A 19,988-nucleotide genomic window follows, 5' to 3' on the forward strand; every position below is an offset into this window, starting at 1 on the left:
TGCGGTGAGTTGTCGCCCACCCCGAGTACGGTGTCGCCTGCCCGGCAGTTGCTCTTCGAGAGGAGTGCGCGTGACCGACACCGACCGATTCGACGAGGCCCTCGACCGCGATTGGTCCCGTTACGCCTCGCAACTGGCCCGGCGCATCTCCGAACTCGCCGGACCCGACGCCTTCGAACTGCACGCCGAGACCGCCTCGGGGCCCGCGGCCTGCGTGCGGGTGCTCGCGAGCGCCGGGGGACACGCCACGATCGAGGTCACCGGATCCGAGCCGGTCACCAGGCCTGTGTCCGAGGCCGACACGCTCGCCCGGCACATCGTGTCGGTGCTGCGCGGTCGCGGGAAGGTGCCGCATCCGGCCTTCTTGCAGGCACACCCGCCCTCAGCCCTCGGCGACCTCCGCGAACGCGTGAGCGATGCGCTCGCGCACGCCCTCGGCCGTCCTGTGCCGGTCGACGCCGACGGCGACTTCGTCGTCGTCCTCGACTCCCATGTGGTCTTCGTCGTGATCGACGACGACGGCAGCATCCGGCTGTGGGCACCGCTGCTGCACGCGATCCCCGAGGACGACACCCCGGGAGCCGCGCCCACCGGCGGTCGCACCCACGCGCTCGCCGAGCTCACCGAACTGAACCGGACGTGGCCGCACATCAAGGTGGTGCTCGTCGAGGACCGGCTTGTCGCCACCGTCGACCTGCTCGGCGATCCGTTCGTGCCCCGCCACCTGTCCGAGCTGCTCCAACGACTCAAGGGCTTCCTCACGGTCGTCGACGAGCGATTCGAGCGCCGCTTCGACGGCATCCGCTACGGCTCCGACAGGGACCGCGACGTCGAGCTGGCCGAGGGCAGCGTGCTCGACGAACCCAACTGAGCTCTCCTCGGGACGAGCGACTGCGCTCCGCTCAGCGCCAGCTGGGGAGCCACAGCTGGTCGTTCCAGTGCTCCGGGGTGATCGGCAGCGCCGTGAGAATCGGCCACAACCACACGAAGTTCGCGATGACGAGCCCGACATACAGGCACACCACGAGCAGCCCGGTCGTCCGTCGTTCCGTCGAGGCGTGCGGCGACCCGAGGATGTCGCCGAGCACCAGCGCGACACCCATCACCAGGAACGGCGCCATCGGCACCGCGTAGAAGTAGTACATCTGCCGGTCGAGGCTCGCGAACCACGGGAGGATCCCCGCGCCGTATCCGGTGAGCACCGCGGCCCACCGCCAGTCGCGGCGGACGAGCAGCTGCCACAGTCCCCATCCGAGCACCGGCACCGACACCCACCACAGCGCCGGCGTTCCGATCAGCATCACGGCCTTGACGCACTGCTCGGCGTCGCATCCGCTGATCCGCTCACCGTCGGCGAAGTAGTACAGCATCGGACGCAGGCCCATCGGCCACGTCCACGGCTTCGACTCCCAGGGATGCTGGTTGCCGGCCGAGTTCGTCAGGCCGGAGTGGAACTCCAGGACGCTCGCGCTGTAGTACCAGAGTGACCGCAGCGCGTCGGGCACGAACGAGAACATCCCGTCGTGGCCGATCCGCGAGCCGACCGCGTGACGGTAGACGCCGGTCTCGCTCGCGAACCACGCCCAGTAGGTCGACAGGTACACCCCGAGCGGGACGAGCACGAGGGCATACAGTGCCGGGCCGATGTCGCGCAGGGCCGTCCCGATCCACGGTCGCTGCACCCGGTACGCGCGACGCGTCGCGAGGTCGAAGGCCACGGACATCAGCCCGAAGAACGCGATGAAATACAGGCCCGACCACTTGGTGCCCACCGCGAGACCCAGCAGGATGCCCGCACCGAAGCGCCACCAGCGCACCCCGAAACGCGGACCCCACACACTGTCGAGGACACGGCCCTCGGCGTGCACCTTCGCCATGCGGGAACGCACATCGTCGCGATCGACGATCAGGCATCCGAAGGCCGCGACGACGAAGACCGCCTGGAAGATGTCGAGCATGCCGAGGCGGGACGACACGAAGGTCACCCCGTCGACGACGAGCAGCAGACCGGCGATCGCGCCGAGCATCGTCGAACGGGTCAGCCGCCGCACGATCCGCACGACCAGCAGGACGAGCACGACACCGGCCGCAGCGGCCGAGAAACGCCAACCCCACGCGGTGTATCCGAACAGTGCCTCGCCGAGCGCGATCATCTGTTTGCCGACGGGCGGATGCACGACGAGCCCGTAGCCGGGATTGTCCTCGATCCAGCCGCCGGTGAGCACCTGCCAGCCCTGCGGTGCGTAGTGCTTCTCGTCGAACACCGGCGTCTTCGCATCGGTGGGGTAGTTGAGCATCGTGAACCGCGTGATCGCGGCGAGCGCCGTGACGAAGGCGGTGACGATCCAGCCCCGCGCCCGATCTCCCGGAAGGGGCTCGGGTCCGGGCACCAACGGGCCTGGACCGATGAGGCGACGATCCTGCGCTGCCGACGGACCACGGCCGGGGGCCTGTGAAGGGCTGCGGTCCGTCACGGTCACGTTCCGATCGTAGGCTGAGCCGTATGCAGGCAGCCAAACCGGTCCACGGCGCGAACCCGGGAGAGGGCCGGCTCGTGCTGGCCGCCACTCCGATGGGAGATATCGGTGACGCCTCGGCGCGTCTCCGCGACGCTCTCGGCACCGCCGACGTCATCGCCGCCGAGGACACCCGGCGCACCAAGGCACTCGCCGCGGCGCTCGGCGTCACCATCACCGGGCGGGTCGTGAGCTTCTACGATCAGGTCGAGGTGTCGCGACTGCCGGGCCTGGTCACCGACATCGAGGAGGGCCGCACCGTCCTGCTCGTCACCGACGCGGGCATGCCGTCGGTGAGCGATCCCGGCTATCGGCTCGTCGCGGCGTGCGTCGAGACCGGTCTGCCGGTGACCTGCCTACCCGGCCCGTCCGCCGTGACCACCGCCCTCGCCCTGTCGGGCCTGCCGGTCGAGCGGTTCTGCTTCGACGGGTTCCCACCCCGCAAACCGGGCCAGCGACGCGCGTATTTCGGCACGCTCGTCCAGGAGCCTCGCGCCGTGGTGTTCTTCGAGGCACCGCACCGGCTCGCGGCCTGTCTGGCCGACGCCGTCGACGTGCTCGGCGGTGACCGTCGCGCCGCCGTCTGCCGCGAACTCACCAAGACCTACGAGGAAGTGCGCCGCGGCACGCTCGCCGAACTCGCCGAGTGGGCCGTCGAGGGCGCGCGCGGTGAGATCACCGTGGTGCTCGAAGGGGCGGTTGCCGTGGCCACCGACCCCGTCGACCTCGTCGACGAGGTGGAACGGAAGGTCGAGGACGGGATGCGGCTGAAGGACGCCTGCGCCGTCGTCGCCGAAGCGGCGTCGACGTCGTCCGGTGCGACGGTCTCGAAGCGCGAACTGTACGACGCGGTGCTGGAAGCGCGTCGCGACTGACGCGGTGCTGGAAGCGCGTCGCGACTGACGCGGTGCTGGAAGCGCGTCGCGACTGACGCGGCCTGCCGCCCACCGATCGAGAAGAACGCATATCGGACGCGCCGCGGGGTCCGGGGACATTGCGTGCCACGGAAGCCTAGACTCTGCCGGGTCCCGAGCGCAGACGTCACCGGCACCGGCCGGTCGGACGCTGTCGGGGGCTTCGGACGATCAGGAGGACGCGGATGGATTCGGTGAACGATTTCCTCGTCGAGGTGGGCGGGGTGGTGTGGGGGCCGTACCTGCTCATCCCGCTGCTGTTGGGCACGGGCCTCGTGCTCACGATTCGGCTGAAGGGCATCCAGTTCCGCAAGCTGTGGCCCGCACTGCGGCTGGGTCTGATCACCCGCCACGACGAAGGCGCCACCGAAGGCGACATCTCCCAGTACCAGGCACTGACCACCGCGCTCGCCGCGACGGTGGGCGTGGGCAACATCGCTGGTGTCGGCACCGCGATCTACTTCGGCGGGCCCGGCGCGCTGTTCTGGATGTGGGTCACCGGCCTGGTCGGCATGGCCAGCAAGTACTCCGAGGCGTTCCTCGGCGTGAAGTACCGCACGACCGACGCCAAGGGTGAGCAGAGCGGTGGTCCGCAGTACTACCTCGCCCGCGCCATCCCCAACAAGGCCGGTCTCGTCCTGAGCCTGCTGTTCGCGGTGTTCGCCGTGCTCGCCAGCTTCGGCATCGGCAACATGACCCAGGCCAACACCGTCGCCACCCAGCTCGACGGCACCTTCGGTGTGCCGACCTGGCTCAGTGGCATCGTGATGACCGTGCTCGCCGCGGCAGTCCTGCTCGGCGGCATCAAGTCCATCGGCAGGGTCACCGCCGGCTTCGTGCCCGCGATGATCCTCCTCTACGTCGGCGCCGGCATCATCGTCCTCGCGGTCAACTTCACGCAGATCCCCGATGCCTTCGCGCTCATCTTCACCGATGCCTTCACCGGCACGGCGGCCACCGGTGGCTTCATCGGATCGGTCTTCATGATCGCTCTGCGTTACGGCGTGGCGCGCGGCATCTTCTCGAACGAGTCGGGCATGGGCAGCGCGGCGATCGCCGCCGCGGCCGCCCAGACCACCCACCCGGTGCGTCAGGGCCTGGTGTCGATGACCCAGACGTTCATCGACACGATCATCGTCGTCACCTTCACCGGTCTGGTCATCGTCACGACCGGAGCCTGGGAGTCCGGCGAGCAGGGCGCCGCGATGACATCGGCCGGCTTCGCCGACGGCCTCGGTGGGGACTGGGGTCACTGGATCGTTGCCATCTCGGTCGTCTTCTTCGCCTTCTCGACGATCCTCGGCTGGTCGTACTACGGCGAGCGGTGCGTCGAGCGTCTCGTCGGTCGCCGCGGCGTGGTGCCCTACCGCGCGATCTTCGTGATCGTGGTGTTCATCGGTGCCACCACCCAGCTCGAGGTGGTCTGGAACTTCTCGGACGTGATGAACGGCCTCATGGCGCTGCCGAACCTGATCGGTCTGCTGGTGCTGTCGGGTCTGATCGCGCGGGAGACGAAGGCCTACCTGGATCGCGATCCGTATCTGTTGAACAGCCCCGTCGCGACGGACGATCCCGACGTCGTGAAGTAGGCCGGGGATACGCGAAGGGCCCCGCGTGATGCGGGGCCGAACGTATGTGGAGCATGCCTCCACGCCGACCCGGAACTACCCCTCGTCAGTCCCTATCGGCGTGGAGGCCCCCGCCCCACACTGCAAGGCCGAACCTTGCGTGGTCACCACTCTTCCCCGTCTTTGATGGGGACGAAGAATACCGACCGGCGCGGAACCGGTATCATCCCTGCTCAGACGTGGTGAGGAATTTTTCCGCAGCGGATGTTTGCAGGCGGGGAACGGGAGCACGAAGGGCGCGGAACGGATGTCAGAGACCGGCGGAAAGCCTGGTTCGGCGCAGCGTCAGTTCTTCGCCGACCAGTTGCGCATGCTGTTCGCCGCAGCCGGTCGTCCCGCCCTCAAGAAGGTCGTCTCGGATGCCGCGACCGTCGCCCGGGCGGTGGGCAGCGACCGGACCGTCTCCGTACAGCGGGTCAGCGACTGGCGCAGCGGCAACCGGATGCCGGCCAACTTCGAGTCGGTGCATCCGGTGCTCGTGGTCCTCATCCGCGCGGCGCGGGAGCTCAACGCCGAACCGCCGGCCCCCGGTCTGTACTCCCTGAAGCAGTGGGAGAACTGGTGGAAGGCCGCGCGCGGCCAGGCGAACGCTCCGCGCACCAAGGAATCGGCATCGGTATCGGTGCCGCCCGGGATCCGCCCTTACAAGGGACTCGCCTCCTACCGTCAGAACGACGCCCGGTTGTTCTTCGGGCGCGCCCAGAGTGTGCGGACCCTCGCCGACGTGGTGACGGCCTCCCACGGGCAGGGCCCGGTCGTGGTGACCGGTGCCTCCGGCGTCGGCAAGTCCTCGCTCGTACAGGCCGGTCTCATTCCCCAGCTGTGTTCCGCGCCGGACTGCCACCCGGTGGTCCTCACCCCCGGCACCGACCCGGTGGCACGACTCGTCGACGCGCTCCCCGAACTGACCGACGTCGGCGACCCCGCCGACCACACCGCCGTCCACGCGGCCCTGCGTGCCGCGACCTCCCGTACGTCGTCGTCCTTGCTGCTGATCGTCGTCGACCAGATCGAGGAACTGTTCACCCAGTGCAGCGACGTCGCTCTGCGCACCGAGTTCCTCACCCTCATCGAGACGGCGTCGACCGGTTCGGACGGCGACGCGCCCGCACTCGTCGTCGCGACGATGAGGTCGGACTTCTACGACCAGGCAGTGGCCACTCCCGTGCTCGCCCGGGCCCTCGAACGGCGGACCAAGACCGTCCAGCCCCTCGACCGCGACGATCTCGTCGAGGTCATCACCGCGCCCGCCAAACTCGTGGGTGTCCGCCTCGAACCAGGTCTCGTCGACCTCATCCTCCACGACCTCACCGGACTGGCCGACGGTGAGATCAGCGGCACCGAACTTCCCCTGCTGTCCCACCTGCTCGACTCCCTGTGGGACAAGCGCAGCGGGGGCACGCTCACCGTCGCCGCCTACCGCGCGACCGGCGGGGTCCGCGGATCCGTCGCCGCCGGCGCCGAACGAGCGTGGGAGAGTCTCGCCGACGATTCCGACCGTGCCCGTGCCCGCTCGATGCTCGTCCACCTGGTGTACGTCACCACGACCGGCACGGACGTCAAGATCGCGCGGTCGCTGAACGAACTGCTCGCGGTCGGCGGGGAGGATCGCGACGCGTCGAAGCGCGTCCTCGACCATTTCGTGTCGGCACGTGTGCTCGTCGTCGACGCCGACTATGTCGAACTCATCCACGATGCGGTGATCGACGCGTGGCCCCGACTCAAGTCCTGGATCCAGCAGGACCGCGCCGGTGCCGCCCTGCGACAGCAGATCGAGGCCGACGCGTCGACCTGGCTCGGCTCCGGACGCAACCGCGAGCTGCTCTACCAGCGCGGACGCATGGACGTCGTGTCCGAGCAGAATCCGCACCTCGCCATGGCGGGCACTCCCGAGGGCCGGCGCGGGCCGGTCGCGCTCAGCCCCACCGCGGTGGCCTTCCTCGACGCCTCCCGGCGGCAGATCGCCCGCGAGACCCGGACCCGGCGGGTCGGCATCACCGCGATGGCGCTGTCCACGATCATCGCGTTCGTCATGACCGGACTGGCCTGGGACGCGAAGAGCCGGGCCGAGACGGCACGGAGCACCGCGCAGTTCCAGCAGATCGTCGCGCTGTCCGACTCCCTGCGGGACAAGGACTCCACGATCTCGGCGAACCTGGCGCTCGTCGCGGCCGAACTCCAGCCCGACAGCCCGGTCGCGTACTCGAGGCTCATCGCCAGCCAGGCCGTGCCCCTCGCCTACACACTGAGCGGACACACCGGGCCGGTCTACGGCGTCGTCGTCTCCCCCGACGGGGCCACCCTCGCGTCGGCGAGCGATGACGGCACCGTCCGCCTGTGGGCACTCGACGGCGACGAACCGTCCGCCGTGGGCGAGCCGTTGCGGTTGTCGTCGAAGTACATGGCGTCCGTCTCGTTCAGCCCCGACGGCCGTTTCCTCGCGATCGGGGCAGGTGACGGCGGTGTGTGGATCTACGACGCGTCCGATCGTGCCGCGCCGCGCGTGGTGCTCGACCGGCAGGTCTACGCCGACGGCGCCGTGCACAACGTGCGGTACTCACCCAACGGGCGGGTGCTCGCCGTGCCCTACGACGACGGGCACGTCGCACTCGTCGACACCTCGGATCCCGGATCGGGCCGGTTCCCCGTCACCTTGGTCGACGAGCACGACGGTGGTGTGCGGACGGTGGCCTTCCGTCCCGGTGGGCAGGTCCTCGCCACGTCGAGCGACGACCGCACCGTCCGGCTATGGGACGTGAGCACGCCCTCGCGGCCGGTGCCGCTCGGTGAGCCGCTCACCGGTTTCGGCGACGTGGCCCATTCGGTGAGCTTCAACGGCGACGGCACGATCCTCGCGGCGAGCAGCGACGACGGTGTGCTGCACCTGTTCGACACCACCGATCCGAGCGCGGCCCGCCCGCTGGGGGTGCCGACGAACGCCCACACCGGCGGTGTCTGGAACATCGCGTTCCTCCCCGACGGACGCACACTGGCGAGCGCGTCCTGGGACGGCACCGCGAAACTGTGGGACGTCGACCCGTCGACACGAACCCTCGACGAGATCGGCCCGCCGCTGACCGGGCACGGAGGCGGTGTCCCGACGCTCGCGGTGAGCCCGACCGGGACCACCGTCGTCACCGGCGGACAGGATTCCAACGTCCGGGTGTGGACGATGCCGCAGACCCGGATGGCGGTCGCCGACGGAGCGCTGACCAGGCCGGCGATCGATCGTGCCGGAGCCCTCGTCGCGACCGGCAGCTACGGACCGGATGTCACGCTCTGGCGGGTCGATCAGGGCGGCGACTGGAACCGCGCCGGTGGGATCGCGTTGCCGCGCCCGCTCGGCGGTGCGTACGTGTGCGCGCTCTCGCCCGCGGGCACGATCCTGGCCACGGCACCGACCTCCGGCGGCAGCGTGCAATTGTGGGACGTGCGCGATCCGGCAACACCGAAGCCGTTCGGCGATCCGGTGCCGCTCGACACGAGGTTCACCTCCGCCCTGGCGTTCGGACCCGACGGCACGACCCTCGTGACCGGCGCCGACGACTCCACGGTGCAGTTGTGGGACATCGCGGATCCCGCCGAACCGGTGCCGTGGGGCCAGCCGCTGACGGGACCGAAGAATCTCGTGCGCAGTGCTGCCATCAGCCCCGACGGCCGAAGTCTCGTGGTCACGAGCGCCGACAGCGAGATCTACGCCTGGAACGTGACCGATCCGCGCTCCCCGACACGGGTGAACGTCTCGGACGGGCACGCAACCGGCGTGAACACCGTGGCCTTCGGCGGGTCGAGCGACGTGCTGGTGACCGGCGGGGACGACCACGACGTGGTGGTCTGGGACCGCACCGAGTCCGGTGACTTCGTCGCCCGCGAGACCCGGTTGAGCGGCCACACCGGCACGGTCTACTCCGTCTCCATCACCCTCGACGGCACCCGCGCGGTCAGCGGCAGCGACGACGGCACTGTCCGTCTGTGGGACGTCGCCGACCCGGGCGGCATGCACGAGATCGGTGGCCCGGTCACCGACATGGGAACGGGACGATGGCAGGTGACCTTCGCGCCCGACAGCACCATCGTCGCCGCCGGTGGCGACGGTCTGCTCCGCACATGGGGGCTCGACGCCGATGCCGTCGTAGCCCGCATCTGCCGTTCCACCTCGGTGCGACTCGAGGAGGTCCTCGACCGTTACGAGTTGCCGTCGCCTCCCGACGAGGTGTGCTGAACGGCTGCCCGCGCGTCGCCGAGCGCGAGGATGCTGGCGGCCTTGTCGAGGCATTCCTGCCATTCCGCGTCGGGATCGGAGTCGATGGTGATGCCGCCTCCCACACCGAGCGCGCACACGCCGTTGCCGCTGTCGTCGTGCCCGAACTCGACGGTGCGGATCGCGACGTTCAGTTCGGTGCCGGCGATCGGACTCGACATGCCGACGGTGCCGCAGTAGACACCTCGCGCGGAACCCTCCCACCTGGTGAGCAGCGTCCGGGCGCGGAGTTTCGGGCAGCCCGTCACCGATGCGGGCGGGAACGCCGCGTCGAGCACATCGGCGACCGTCACACCCGGTCGCCGCTCCGCCGCGACGGTGGACACCAGATGCCACACGCCGGGTGCGGGACGCACGGTCAGAAGATCCTCGACCCGCACCGAACCGGTCTCGGCGACGCGGCCGAGATCGTTGCGGACGAGATCGACGATCATCACGTTCTCGGCGACGTCCTTGACCGATGCCCGTAGCCCGGCGGGGTCGGCGGAGAGGGGGAGGGTGCCCTTGATCGGACTCGACCGCAGCGTGTCGCCGTGGAGGGAGACGAACAGTTCGGGCGAGAGCGACGCGACCGCACCCCACGATCCCTGCAGGTAGGCGGCGCGCGGAGGGTCAGTCCGGGAGATCCCGTCGGCGAAGAACGCCAGCGGATCGCCGTCCCATCTGCCCGTGAACCGCGTGCACACGCACGCCTGGTACACCTCGCCGGCGCGGATCGCGTCGAGACAGTGTTCGACGCCGCGGCGGTGCTCGTCGCGAGGCGGTGGTGTCCAGTCGATGTGCCAGTCCGTGGCGTTCGTCGACTCTGTGGCGTTCGTCGGCGGGGCGGCGGTCGACGGTGAATCGAGGACTGCCGCGGCGAGATCGTCGGGGCAGGGTGCGGTACCGAGGGTCTCGTACCACCAGCACCCGTCGGCGTCGAGACGCAGGACAGTGTCGGTCCACCCGCTCGCGGCGAGGGGCAGCGCGGGTCGGTCCGGGATGCGATCCGGGTAGGCGAGATAACCGATGCGCCCGCCTCCGATGAGCGGCCGGTCGTCACTGCGCTGGAAGCGCCGATCGGCACCGCCGGGCCCGGGAGCGTCCGCGGGGAGGGAGAAGACCTCTGCCGGTGGGACGGATTCGACGGACACGGACGGGACGAGCACGGCCGCCGCCCCGAACCATTCACCCGACAGTGCCGCCGGGGCGGGGATCGCGAGGATCCTGGCGCGTTCTGCGAGTGCACCGAGCACGCGATCGACGGTGCCGCCGCGGCCGAGTCGTTCCATCCGCATGGCGTCAGCTTGTCATGTCTGGTCGGAAGCATCGGGACGAGCCCGGAGATGCGTGAGCTTGTCGGGATTGCGGACCACGTAGACGCCGGTGATCAGGTGGTCGTCGATCTCGAGGTGCAGCACCATGTCGAGGACACCTGCCGAGTAGACGAGGAAACCGGGCATCGAGTTCACCACGGCCGGCTCGATGGTCATGTCGGGCAGCGGATGCCGGACCAGTCCGAGGAACAGGCCGGCGACCTTCGCGGAGCCGAAGACCGGAACTCGGGCCGCAGTGACCTTGCCGCCACCGTCGGCGAGGTACCGCACGTCGGGAGCCAGCAGCGACAGCAGTCCGTCGAGGTCGCCGGTGGTGGCCGCGGTGAGGAACGCCGCGACCACCCGGTCGGTCTCGTCGCCCGCGGGAGTGAAGCGTCGCTGCCGGGCATGGACGTGCTCGCGGGCGCGGTGCGCGATCTGCCGGACGGCACTCTCGGTACGGTCGACCGTCTCGGCGATGCGCCCGTACTCGAAACCGAACACCTCGCGCATCACGAAAACCGCGCGTTCGACGGGCGTCAATGTCTCGAGCACCAACAGCATCGCGGTCGACACCGACTCGGCGAGTTCGACCTCGGCGGCTGCGTCGGGGGCGGTGAGCATCGGCTCGGGCAACCACGGCCCGACGTAGTCCTCCCGGCGGCGTTGCGCCGAGCGCAGCGAGTTCAGCGCCTGACGCGTCACGATCTGCGCCGCGTAGGCCCGCGGATTGTCGACGCTGCCGGTGTCGGTGCGGGCCCAGCGGATGTAACTCTCCTGCAGGACGTCCTCGCTGTCGGCGACACTGCCGGTGATCTCGTAGGCGATCGAGAACAGCAGTCCCCGATGCTCGGTGAAGACGTCGTCGCCGGTCATACGTGAGCCTTCTCGCGTGCGGCGGTGTCCGGTCCGCGTCGGGACGGCAGGGCACGTCCGCGCGCCTGGAGTTGCATGGTGTGGATGGTCCCACGAACGACGGCTTCCTTCACCGGTGCTGCGAGCCGACCGCGCAGGGCCCACCTCGACGGGGTGTCGTCGCGTGCCGACAACTGCACGACGCCGCGATCGCGGCCGAGAGAGATGCAGGTCGTGACGAAACCGAGCGAGAGCGGTGCCGGCTCGCGTCCCTGCAACAACTGCCACACCGTGTCGGCGCCGTGGATGCCGAGCGGCATCGCCGCCTGGCAGCTCATGCGCAGGTGGTCGTTGCCGTCCACCACCACTGCGTCGCCCACGCCGACGACCGGCATGACGTCGCCCACGCCGACGACCGGCATGCCGTCGCCCACGCCGACGATCGGCGAGCCGTCGACCGCCTGCAGGGTGTCGCGCACCCGGAGACGACCGTCGTCGTCGACCGGCAGGCCGCTGCGACGGGCCAGGTCGGGCACGGAGAAACCGGCCGTGCGGACCACGAGGGTCGCGGGGATCTCGGAGCCGTCGTCGAGGACGACCGAGCCGTCGTCGATGTGGGCGACCCGCGTTCCCGACCGGACCTGAACGCCCAGTTCGTCGAGCCGGTGGCGGATGTAACGCTGCGTGTTCACAGGAAGGGCCGCTCCCGGATCGCCGACGAGGACGAGGGTGTGCCGCGGATGCGACTGTGCGAGTTCGGTGACGGTCTCGAGACCGGTGAGCCCGCCACCGATCACGACGACGGAGGCGTGATCGTCCGCCTCGATGAGCGCGTCGCGCAGGGCAGTGGCGGAGTCGAGGTCGGCGACGGAGAACGCCTTCTCCGCACCGGGGATCGCGCCGGAGCCCGTGGTGCTGCCGACGGCGTAGACCACCGCGTCGCATGGCAGGACTGTGCCGTCGGCGAGGGACACCGCGTAGGGCTCGATCCGTACGGCCGTGCCGACGTGCAGCGTCACCCGCGGGTGCAGGAGATCGGACAGTTCGTGTGTGGCGGTTCCGGATCCGGCCGCCACCTGGTGGAGCCGGACGCGTTCGACGAAGACCGGTCGCGGGTTCACGACGGTGACCGCCACCTCGGGGTGTTCGGCGAGCAAGCGGTTCGCAGCCATCACTCCGGCGTAGCCCGCCCCTACGACCACCACATGGAATTGCGTCGTCATCGCTCTGTTCCCTTCGCTTGTCGGAAGTGGTGTCACCGATAGGACACCGCTCGTGGCAGGGATGTGACACGGCGCCACCGCGAATTCCTGTGACGCCCGTCTCCTGCTGTCGACCTCGTCGGTGATCGATCCGGTCAGCGACCGACCGTGCGGAATTCCGTTGTCAGCGAGGCGGTCTCGGCCGCATCCCGACCGGCGTGGAAGCCGTCGGCGTCGACCCCGCGGCTACGCGAGTCGCGGGTGACGGGGAACAACCGCCGGAACTCGGTGTCGACGGCGTCGGAGCGTCTGGCGAGGATGGGTGCGAGTTTCGTGATGGGCATCTGCGCGTCGGCGGCGGCGTGGGCGGTGGCCCGGACGTCCGCCTCGCGGAGACGTTCGCCGATCCGGTGCGCGTAGCCGGTGAGGAAGGCGCGGCGGAAGGAGGTCGCGGACGATCCGCGCCGCCCCGCCGTTCCGGCCGCCTGCACGGCCCGTCCGGCCTGCACGAGCAGCGAGGTGTACAGCATCTCGGCCTGCTGCAGGTCGGTGGCGGTACCGACGATCGTCGCGATCTGCACCCGGGTGAACCACACCGTGCGCACGCGGTTCGCGTCGCCGATGGCGGTGAGGAGCAGGACCTTCTCGCGGATGTACGGGCTGTCGAGGTGGATGCGCCGGCCGACGACCGGGTCTGTGCCGGAGTCGGGTCCGGCCAGCAGCGCCGCACCCACGGCGTGACGCGAGACGAGTTCCTGCGCCTTCGCGGTGAGCGCTTCGGCCTCGTCGGGGAAGTCGGTGGACTCGGCCTTCGACAGCAGTGCCCGGATGCGTTCGAGGATCCGGGTGTCGGGCGGGGCGGGCGCAGACGGGTCGCCGGACCGGACGGACGGCCATCGCGACGGCGGGGGTGTGAGGATCGCGAAGGACGGCAGGTACTTCCAGGTGAAGGCGAGCCCTTCGATCTCGAAGCGGGTGACGTCGGGGAACGCGCGGAACAGACCGTCGGCCAGGGTCGGGGCTCCGGCGGCGTGGGCCGGACGCGGGTGCCGGCGGGTGATCTCGTCGAGCTGCCGTACCCACTCGACGGGGGCGCGTTCGGCCGCGCGCCGGATCTGCGCGTCGAACAGCATCGTGGCCGCCGTCAGTGCGACATCGGAGGGACCACCCGAGCGGGCCGTCACGTGGAGCACGTCGGCGGGCTGCCATCCCCGCTCGTAGGCACCGCCCAGCTCGGCGAGCAGGGAGTGCTCGTTCAGGCCATCGGATCGAACATGTGTTCTATCGCTGCGCATGCGCCGCAGTGTGGCGCACGGCACCGACAGGTTTGCGCGGCGACGGAGAACACGCAGGTGAAGCTCTCCGTCGCCGGATCGGACGCTCAGTCCTCGTCGACGTAGCGCGGGAACACCGGTGCCGGGGCGGGCAGGGTCGTGCCCGGAGCCAGGCGGGTCGCGACGGCGTCGAACTGCCGTGCCTCGGGTGTCTGACCGAGGAGATCGAGGATGTTCGCGGCGGCATCGGGCATCACCGGCTGGACGAGCAGACCCACGATCCGAACGACCTCGAGCGTGACGTACAGGACCGTCGCCATCCGCTCGGGATCGGTCTTGCGCAGCACCCACGGCTGCTGCGCCGAGAAGTAACGGTTGGTCTCGCCGAGGACGTGCCAGATCGCTTCGAGACCGAGGTGCAGGGCCTGCGCGTCGAACTCGGCGCGCACCTTCGCGAGCAGCGCGTCGGCCTGGGCGAGCATCGCCTCGTCGTCGGCGGTGAACTCGCCCGGCGTGGGCACGGTGCCCTCGAGATTCTTCGCGACCATCGTCAGGGAGCGCTGCGCGAGGTTGCCGAGGTCGTTGGCGAGATCGGCGTTGATGCGGGTGACGATCGCCTCGTGGCTGTAGCTGCCGTCCTGGCCGTAGGAGATCTCGCGGAGCAGGAAGAAGCGCAGCTGGTCGAGGCCGTACCGGTCGACCATCTCGAGCGGGTCGACGACGTTGCCGACCGACTTCGACATCTTCTCGCCCTTGTTGAACAGGAAGCCGTGGACGAAGACCCGCTTCGGCAGTTCGAGCCCCGCCGACATGAGGAAGGCCGGCCAGTAGACGGTGTGGAACCGCGTGATGTCCTTGCCGATGATGTGCAGGTCGGCGGGCCAGTAGCGGCGGTAGGACTCCGATTCGGTGTCGGGGAAGCCGGCGCCGGTGAGGTAGTTGGTCAGCGCGTCGACCCACACGTACATGACGTGATCGGGGTGATCGGGGACCGGCACACCCCAGTCGAAGGTGGTGCGGGAGATCGACAGGTCCTTCAGGCCGCCGGAGACGAAGCTGACGATCTCGTTGCGGCGGGTGGCCGGGGCGATGAAGTCGGGCTGCTTCTCGTAGAGCTCGAGCAGCTTGTCCTGATAAGCCGACAGCCGGAAGAAGTAGGTGGACTCCTCGGTCCACTCCACGGGGGTGCCGGTGTCGGTGGAGATCCGCGAGCCGTCTTCGAGCAGGGTGGTCTCGCCGTCGGTGTAGAACGCCTCGTCGCGGACCGAGTACCACCCCGCGTAGGTGTCGAGGTAGATGTCGCCCGAGTCGACCATGCGCTGCCAGATCGCCTTGCTCGCCTCGAGGTGATCGGCGTCCGTGGTGCGGATGAACCGGTCGTACGAGATGTTCAGCCGCTTGTCCATGGCCTCGAACACGTCCGAGTTGCGGGACGCGAGTTCGGTGACCGGGATGCCTTCCTTCGCGGCGGTCTGCTGCATCTTCAGGCCGTGCTCGTCGGTGCCGGTCAGGAAGCGCACGTCGAAGCCGTCGAGTCGCTTGAACCGCGCGATCGCGTCGGTCGAGATGTACTCGTAGGCGTGCCCGATGTGCGGGGCGCCGTTCGGGTACGCGATCGCGGTCGTGACGTAGAACGGCGGGCGGGTGGGATCGCCGGCAGCCGGGCGGGAGGAATCAGGCGCAGTCATGGTGGCCAGTAGTTTATAGGGCGTGAGCGCAGCCCGTCCCGCCCCCGAAGCCCCGCAGCCGTTGAGTCCCCTCGTCGACGCCCACACGCACCTCGACGCGTGCGGTGCCGAGGACGCCGCGACGACCTCCGCGATCGTCGATCGTGCCGCCGCGGTGGGGGTCGGACGCATCGTCACCGTCGCCGACGATCTCGAGGCGGCGCGTTTCGCCGTGCGGGCTGCGCACTGGGACGACCGCGTCCACGCGGCCGTCGCCATCCATCCCACCCGCGCGAACAGTCTCGACGACGCTACCCGCGCCGAGATCGAGAAACTCGCCGCCGACCCGCGCTGCGTCGCGGTGGGGGAGACCGGCCTCGACCTCTACTGGCCCGGCAAGCTCGACGGGTGCGCCGAACCGGCCGAGCAGGAGGAGGGCTTCCGCTGGCACATCGACCTCGCGAAGCGACTCGGCAAGCCGCTGATGATCCACAACCGCGAGGCCGACGCCGACCTGCTGCGTGTCCTGCACGACGAGGGCGCACCCGAGAAGGTGATCTTCCACTGCTTCTCGTCGGATGCCGACATGGCCCGCCGCTGCGTCGACGCCGGATACCTGCTGAGCTTCTCGGGCACCGTGAGTTTCAAGAACGCGAAGGCCCTGCGTGAAGCGGCGCCGCTCGTGCCCCGCGAGCTGGTGCTGGTGGAGACCGACGCGCCGTTCCTGACCCCGCATCCCTTCCGGGGCGCGCCGAACGAGTCGTACTGCCTGCCGTACACCGTGCGCGCGCTCGCCGAGGTGCGGGGCGAGGACGCCGAGGAACTGGCGGCGGCCACCACCGCGAACGCCGAGCGGGTGTACGGACTTTCGTAAAGGGCACGCGCGTCCCCACTCCCGTCGTGAGAATACGGGCATGCGCTCCTTCGTCTACAACTCTCATCCGGTACGTGTGATCTTCGGCCCCGGTACCGCCTCGCGGGTCGCGGACGAAGTACGTCGACTCGATCGTTCCCGCGTTTTGCTGCTCGCCGGCGAGCACGTGCGGCACCAGGCGGAACTGGTCGAGAAGTATCTCGGCGATCTGCAGGTCGCGCGTATCGACGGCGCGGTGATGCACACGCCGGTCGAAGTGACCGAACGGGTCCTCGGCCGGGTCACCGAGCACGACGTCGATGCGGTCGTCGCGGTGGGTGGCGGCTCGACCACAGGACTGGCCAAGGCACTGGCACTCCGCACGGGGATCGATCAGGTGATCCTGCCGACGACCTACGCCGGGTCGGAGGTGACGCCCGTTCTCGGTGAGACCGCCGACGGGGTGAAAACCACGCGTTCGTCGCCCGACATCCTTCCCGAGACCGTGATCTACGACGTCGAGTTCACCACCTCGATGCCCATTCCGTTGGCGGTGACCAGCGCGATCAACGCGATGGCCCACGCGGTCGAGGCCCTCTACTCCGAACAGGCCAATCCGATCGTCGACGCCCTCGCGCTCGAGGCCGTGGCCGCGATCGCCCGGGGTATCCCGGCGCTCGGTGCGGATTCGGCCGATCCCGAGGGGCGTTCGGATCTGCTGCTCGCGGCGTGGCTCTCCGGAACCTGTCTCGCCTCGGCAGGAATGGGGCTGCACCACAAGCTCTGTCACGTGCTGGGCGGCTCGTTCGACCTGCCGCATGCCGCCACGCACACCGTCGTGCTGCCCCACGCGCTCGCCTACAACGAACCGTCGGTACCGCACGTCATGGTGCGGGTCGCGCAGGCGCTCGGCACGGATTCGGCGTCCGCGGGCGTCTACGACCTCGTGGCGGCGGCCGGTGGGCCGACGAGTCTCGAGGAACTGGGGTTCCGGGAGTCCGATCTGGACGAGGCGGCACGACTGGCGACGGCGAAGCCGTATCCGAATCCCCGGGAGGTCACGGAGGTGGGCGTGCGACGGTTGCTGGGGGAGGCGTTCGCCGGTACCCGTCCGGAACCGGCGCAGAAGTCTGGTTGAAGCTACAACCAAGGGTTGCTACCTTAGTTTTCGCTTCAACTAGGTGGGGCTCTCCGGCCTCCTACCCGAAAGGCTCGACATGAAGACCCCTCTCGTCCGCGACCTCGGCATCCTCGTGGCCCGACTCGTACTCGGCGTCATCTTCCTCGCGCACGGACTGCAGAAGTTCAATTCGTGGGGATACGAAGGCACCAAGGCCGGCTTCGAAGGAATGGGCGTGCCCGCCCCGGCCGTCTCGGCGTTCGTCGCCACCTGGATCGAGATCCTCGGCGGTCTCGCGCTCATCCTCGGTGTGCTCGTCCCCGTCTTCGGCGTCCTGCTGTTCCTGCTCATGCTCGGCGCGTTCTTCATCGTGCACGTGGAGAACGGAATCTACGTCGGCGACGGTGGTTTCGAGCTCGTGGCCGCGCTCGGCGCAGGGGCCCTCCTACTCGCCGCGGTCGGTGCGGGAGCGTTCAGCGTCGACCGATTCCTCGCGCGGAAGGTTCCGCTCCTGCGCACGGCCTGACCTGCGGTTCCGCGGCGCTGTGGACGATTTCCCCCGATCGTCCTCAGCGCCTCTTCCGTCCGATGACGCGCGCTCAACGCATATGTCTTGTTATTCTCCTGTACGACATACGCGTTCACGGATCTCTCCGACAGGACCGATATGACCGTGCAGCAGGCTGTTCCGCGTCGCGACACCACGTGGAATGTCAATCGACGGACCTTCCTCGTGGGCGCGGGTGCGCTCCTCGCTGCCGGCCTCGTGGGCGCCGGATCATCTGCGGCACAGCCTCGGACACCGCAGCGTCCCAACATCCTCATCATCATGACCGACCAGGAGCGCCAGCCGATGCACTGGCCGGCCGACTGGGCGCGCAACAACCTGCCCAACCGGCAGCGTCTGGCCGACACCGGGCTGACCTTCACGCGGTCGTTCTGCAACGCCGCGATGTGCTCGCCCAGTCGCAGCACGTTCTTCACCGGCCTCTATCCCGCCCAGCACGGGGTGGTGAGCACCCTCACCGAGGGTGGCACGCTCTCGCCCACCGAACCCGTGCTGCCGGTGGACGGCCAGAACATGGCGAAGATGCTGCTCTCCGCCGGATACGACGTCCACTACCGCGGCAAATGGCACATGAGCAAGGGCGCCGACGGCGGCGACCCGTCGCCCGACGACATCGCGCGGTACGGCTTCGCGGGGTGGGAGCCCCCGGAGGCGGGGCAGGACACAGCACCCGAGAACTTCGGGGGTGGCTGCGCCGACCGCGACGGCAAGATCGCCTCCGACGCCGCCGAATTCCTGCGGTCGCGCAGCGCCTCCGACGACAGGCCGTTCGCGCTCATCGTGTCGTTCGCCAATCCCCACGACATCCTCTCGTACCCGAAGACTTGGGATCAGGTCGACGGCGACTGCAACAACTACGGGGCCTTCGCACCCGAGGCCTTCGAGCAGGGAATCGACCTGCCGCCCACCATCGACGAGGACCTGCTCCGCAACTTCAAGCCCACCGCCCAGGCCGAACTGCTCCTGCTGCTCGCAGGTGCGCTCGGTCCGCTCGTCGGTCCCGAAGCGGCACGGCAGTACGTCAACCTGTACGCCTACATGCACAAGGTCGTCGACCAGCACATCGGGACGGTTCTCGATGCGCTGGAATCGGTTTCGGGCATGCGCGAACGCACCGTCGTCTTCCGGGTGGCCGACCACGGTGAGATGGGGCTCTCCCACGGCGGACTCCGCCAGAAGGCCTTCAACGCCTACGAGGAGACGCTCAATGTCCCTCTCGTGGTGAGCAATCCGGTGATGTTCCCGAGGCCGGTCTCCACCGACGCGCTCGCGTCGCTGATCGACGTCATGCCCACCCTCGCGACGATGGCCGCCGTGCCCGACCGTTCGGCGTGGACGTTCAAGGGCGTCGACCTCACGCCCGTCATCGAGGGCGCGTCGTCCGGTGGCACGCCGCCACAGGTGCAGGACACCGTCCTGTTCACCTTCGACGACGAGAACGCCGCCGCGGCCAACGGGCAGACGACGGTGAAGCAGCCCAACCACATTCGTGCCGTCCGGCAGGACAGGTGGAAGTACGCGATGTACTTCGATCCGTCGGGACGCGCGCTGCCGCAGTTCGAGCTCTACGACCTGCACGACGATCCGCTCGAGACGCGCAACCGCGCGAACCCGCTCGATCTCGCGAACTTCGACCCGGTGCAGGTCGCGGCCATGCACGCCGTCCTGATGGACGTGATGGCCCGCACGGGCACCACCCCGGCTGTGACGATTCCGCAGTTCCCCGTACCGAGCGGATCCGCCGATCTCCCGATTCCCAGCGGGTCGGCCGGACGCTGACGAAGCCGATCACCGGCAACCGCGACCATCGGTAGGCGGTCCCGGAAACCGCTGCG

14 protein-coding genes are annotated in these 19,988 nt (G+C 69.3%); 8 read left to right on the plus strand and 6 right to left on the minus strand.

The window, feature by feature from the left end; translation table 11 throughout:
* Positions 1-70: 70 nt before the first annotated feature.
* A complete protein-coding gene (locus BO226_RS01610) occupies positions 71-871 on the plus strand; it encodes a T3SS (YopN, CesT) and YbjN peptide-binding chaperone 1 (protein ID WP_006553805.1) in 801 nt (266 codons plus the stop codon).
* A gap of 31 nt (positions 872-902) precedes the next feature.
* Here the strand turns inward: BO226_RS01610 and BO226_RS01615 are convergent, their stop codons facing one another.
* On the minus strand, positions 903-2,480 hold the full coding sequence (locus BO226_RS01615; protein ID WP_071934490.1) for a dolichyl-phosphate-mannose--protein mannosyltransferase: 1,578 nt from the start codon (positions 2,478-2,480) through the stop codon (positions 903-905).
* Between the two features lie 23 nt (positions 2,481-2,503).
* Between BO226_RS01615 and rsmI the strand changes: the two genes are divergently transcribed.
* The 3 genes from rsmI (at position 2,504) to BO226_RS01630 (ending at position 9,280) form a co-directional block, all read left to right on the plus strand.
* Positions 2,504-3,391: a 16S rRNA (cytidine(1402)-2'-O)-methyltransferase gene (gene rsmI / locus BO226_RS01620; RefSeq protein ID WP_071934491.1), complete on the plus strand. Its 888-nt coding sequence runs from the start codon at positions 2,504-2,506 to the stop codon at positions 3,389-3,391.
* Positions 3,392-3,615: 224 nt separating this feature from the next.
* Positions 3,616-5,019, plus strand: coding sequence for an alanine/glycine:cation symporter family protein (locus tag BO226_RS01625; RefSeq protein WP_006553808.1), 1,404 nt, complete (start codon positions 3,616-3,618; stop codon positions 5,017-5,019).
* Between the two features lie 286 nt (positions 5,020-5,305).
* A complete protein-coding gene (locus tag BO226_RS01630) occupies positions 5,306-9,280 on the plus strand; it encodes an nSTAND1 domain-containing NTPase (RefSeq protein WP_071934492.1) in 3,975 nt (1,324 codons plus the stop codon).
* On the opposite strand, the gene BO226_RS01635 is transcribed toward BO226_RS01630, so the two are convergent.
* The 5 genes from BO226_RS01635 to metG form a co-directional block, all read right to left on the minus strand.
* Entirely contained in the window at positions 9,244-10,596 is a 1,353-nt protein-coding gene (locus BO226_RS01635) for an aminodeoxychorismate synthase component I (protein ID WP_071934493.1), read from the minus strand. The two genes, BO226_RS01630 and BO226_RS01635, sit on opposite strands and share 37 nt — an antisense overlap.
* A 12-nt stretch (positions 10,597-10,608) precedes the next feature.
* Entirely contained in the window at positions 10,609-11,490 is an 882-nt protein-coding gene (locus tag BO226_RS01640; RefSeq protein WP_024103206.1) for an RNA polymerase sigma-70 factor, read from the minus strand.
* The gene (locus tag BO226_RS01645) at positions 11,487-12,692 is read right to left on the minus strand and encodes an NAD(P)/FAD-dependent oxidoreductase (RefSeq protein ID WP_083543564.1); all 1,206 of its coding nucleotides are present in this window, start codon (positions 12,690-12,692) and stop codon (positions 11,487-11,489) included. Before BO226_RS01645 ends, BO226_RS01640 begins: the two co-directional genes overlap by 4 nt.
* Positions 12,693-12,826: 134 nt before the next feature.
* Positions 12,827-13,966, minus strand: a complete 1,140-nt coding sequence (locus BO226_RS01650) for a DUF2786 domain-containing protein (RefSeq protein ID WP_051121661.1) — start codon at positions 13,964-13,966, stop codon at positions 12,827-12,829.
* Positions 13,967-14,052: 86 nt separating this feature from the next.
* On the minus strand, positions 14,053-15,633 hold the full coding sequence (metG, locus tag BO226_RS01655) for a methionine--tRNA ligase (protein WP_006553813.1): 1,581 nt from the start codon (positions 15,631-15,633) through the stop codon (positions 14,053-14,055).
* Between the two features lie 22 nt (positions 15,634-15,655).
* Here metG and BO226_RS01660 point away from each other — a divergent pair, with 22 nt between their 5' ends.
* The 4 genes from BO226_RS01660 to BO226_RS01675 all read left to right on the plus strand — a co-directional run bounded on the left by BO226_RS01660 (position 15,656) and on the right by BO226_RS01675 (position 19,932).
* On the plus strand, positions 15,656-16,486 hold the full coding sequence (locus BO226_RS01660; RefSeq protein ID WP_060652139.1) for a TatD family hydrolase: 831 nt from the start codon (positions 15,656-15,658) through the stop codon (positions 16,484-16,486).
* Positions 16,487-16,526: 40 nt separating this feature from the next.
* Entirely contained in the window at positions 16,527-17,603 is a 1,077-nt protein-coding gene (locus BO226_RS01665; protein WP_071934494.1) for a maleylacetate reductase, read from the plus strand.
* A gap of 79 nt (positions 17,604-17,682) precedes the next feature.
* On the plus strand, positions 17,683-18,111 hold the full coding sequence (locus BO226_RS01670; protein WP_019288774.1) for a DoxX family protein: 429 nt from the start codon (positions 17,683-17,685) through the stop codon (positions 18,109-18,111).
* A 141-nt stretch (positions 18,112-18,252) separates the two neighbouring features.
* On the plus strand, positions 18,253-19,932 hold the full coding sequence (locus BO226_RS01675) for a sulfatase-like hydrolase/transferase (RefSeq protein WP_033098246.1): 1,680 nt from the start codon (positions 18,253-18,255) through the stop codon (positions 19,930-19,932).
* Positions 19,933-19,988 lie beyond the last annotated feature (56 nt).

Origin of the sequence: Rhodococcus sp. 2G, from assembly GCF_001886355.1 — a bacterium.
In the GTDB taxonomy this organism is placed as follows: Bacteria; Actinomycetota; Actinomycetes; order Mycobacteriales; family Mycobacteriaceae; genus Rhodococcus; species Rhodococcus pyridinivorans.

Bases quoted from the DNA above. Each gene is read 5' to 3' on its own strand.
- BO226_RS01665 (WP_071934494.1), top strand. From the start codon at position 16,527: ATGCGCTCCTTCGTCTACAACTCTCATCCGGTACGTGTGATCTTCGGC.
- BO226_RS01630 (WP_071934492.1), top strand. From the start codon at position 5,306: ATGTCAGAGACCGGCGGAAAGCCTGGTTCGGCGCAGCGTCAGTTCTTC.
- BO226_RS01635 (WP_071934493.1), bottom strand. From the start codon at position 10,596: ATGCGGATGGAACGACTCGGCCGCGGCGGCACCGTCGATCGCGTGCTC.
- BO226_RS01640 (WP_024103206.1), bottom strand. From the start codon at position 11,490: ATGACCGGCGACGACGTCTTCACCGAGCATCGGGGACTGCTGTTCTCG.
- rsmI (WP_071934491.1), top strand. From the start codon at position 2,504: ATGCAGGCAGCCAAACCGGTCCACGGCGCGAACCCGGGAGAGGGCCGG.
- BO226_RS01670 (WP_019288774.1), top strand. From the start codon at position 17,683: ATGAAGACCCCTCTCGTCCGCGACCTCGGCATCCTCGTGGCCCGACTC.
- metG (WP_006553813.1), bottom strand. From the start codon at position 15,633: ATGACTGCGCCTGATTCCTCCCGCCCGGCTGCCGGCGATCCCACCCGC.
- BO226_RS01625 (WP_006553808.1), top strand. From the start codon at position 3,616: ATGGATTCGGTGAACGATTTCCTCGTCGAGGTGGGCGGGGTGGTGTGG.
- BO226_RS01650 (WP_051121661.1), bottom strand. From the start codon at position 13,966: ATGCGCAGCGATAGAACACATGTTCGATCCGATGGCCTGAACGAGCAC.
- BO226_RS01675 (WP_033098246.1), top strand. From the start codon at position 18,253: ATGACCGTGCAGCAGGCTGTTCCGCGTCGCGACACCACGTGGAATGTC.
- BO226_RS01645 (WP_083543564.1), bottom strand. From the start codon at position 12,692: ATGACGACGCAATTCCATGTGGTGGTCGTAGGGGCGGGCTACGCCGGA.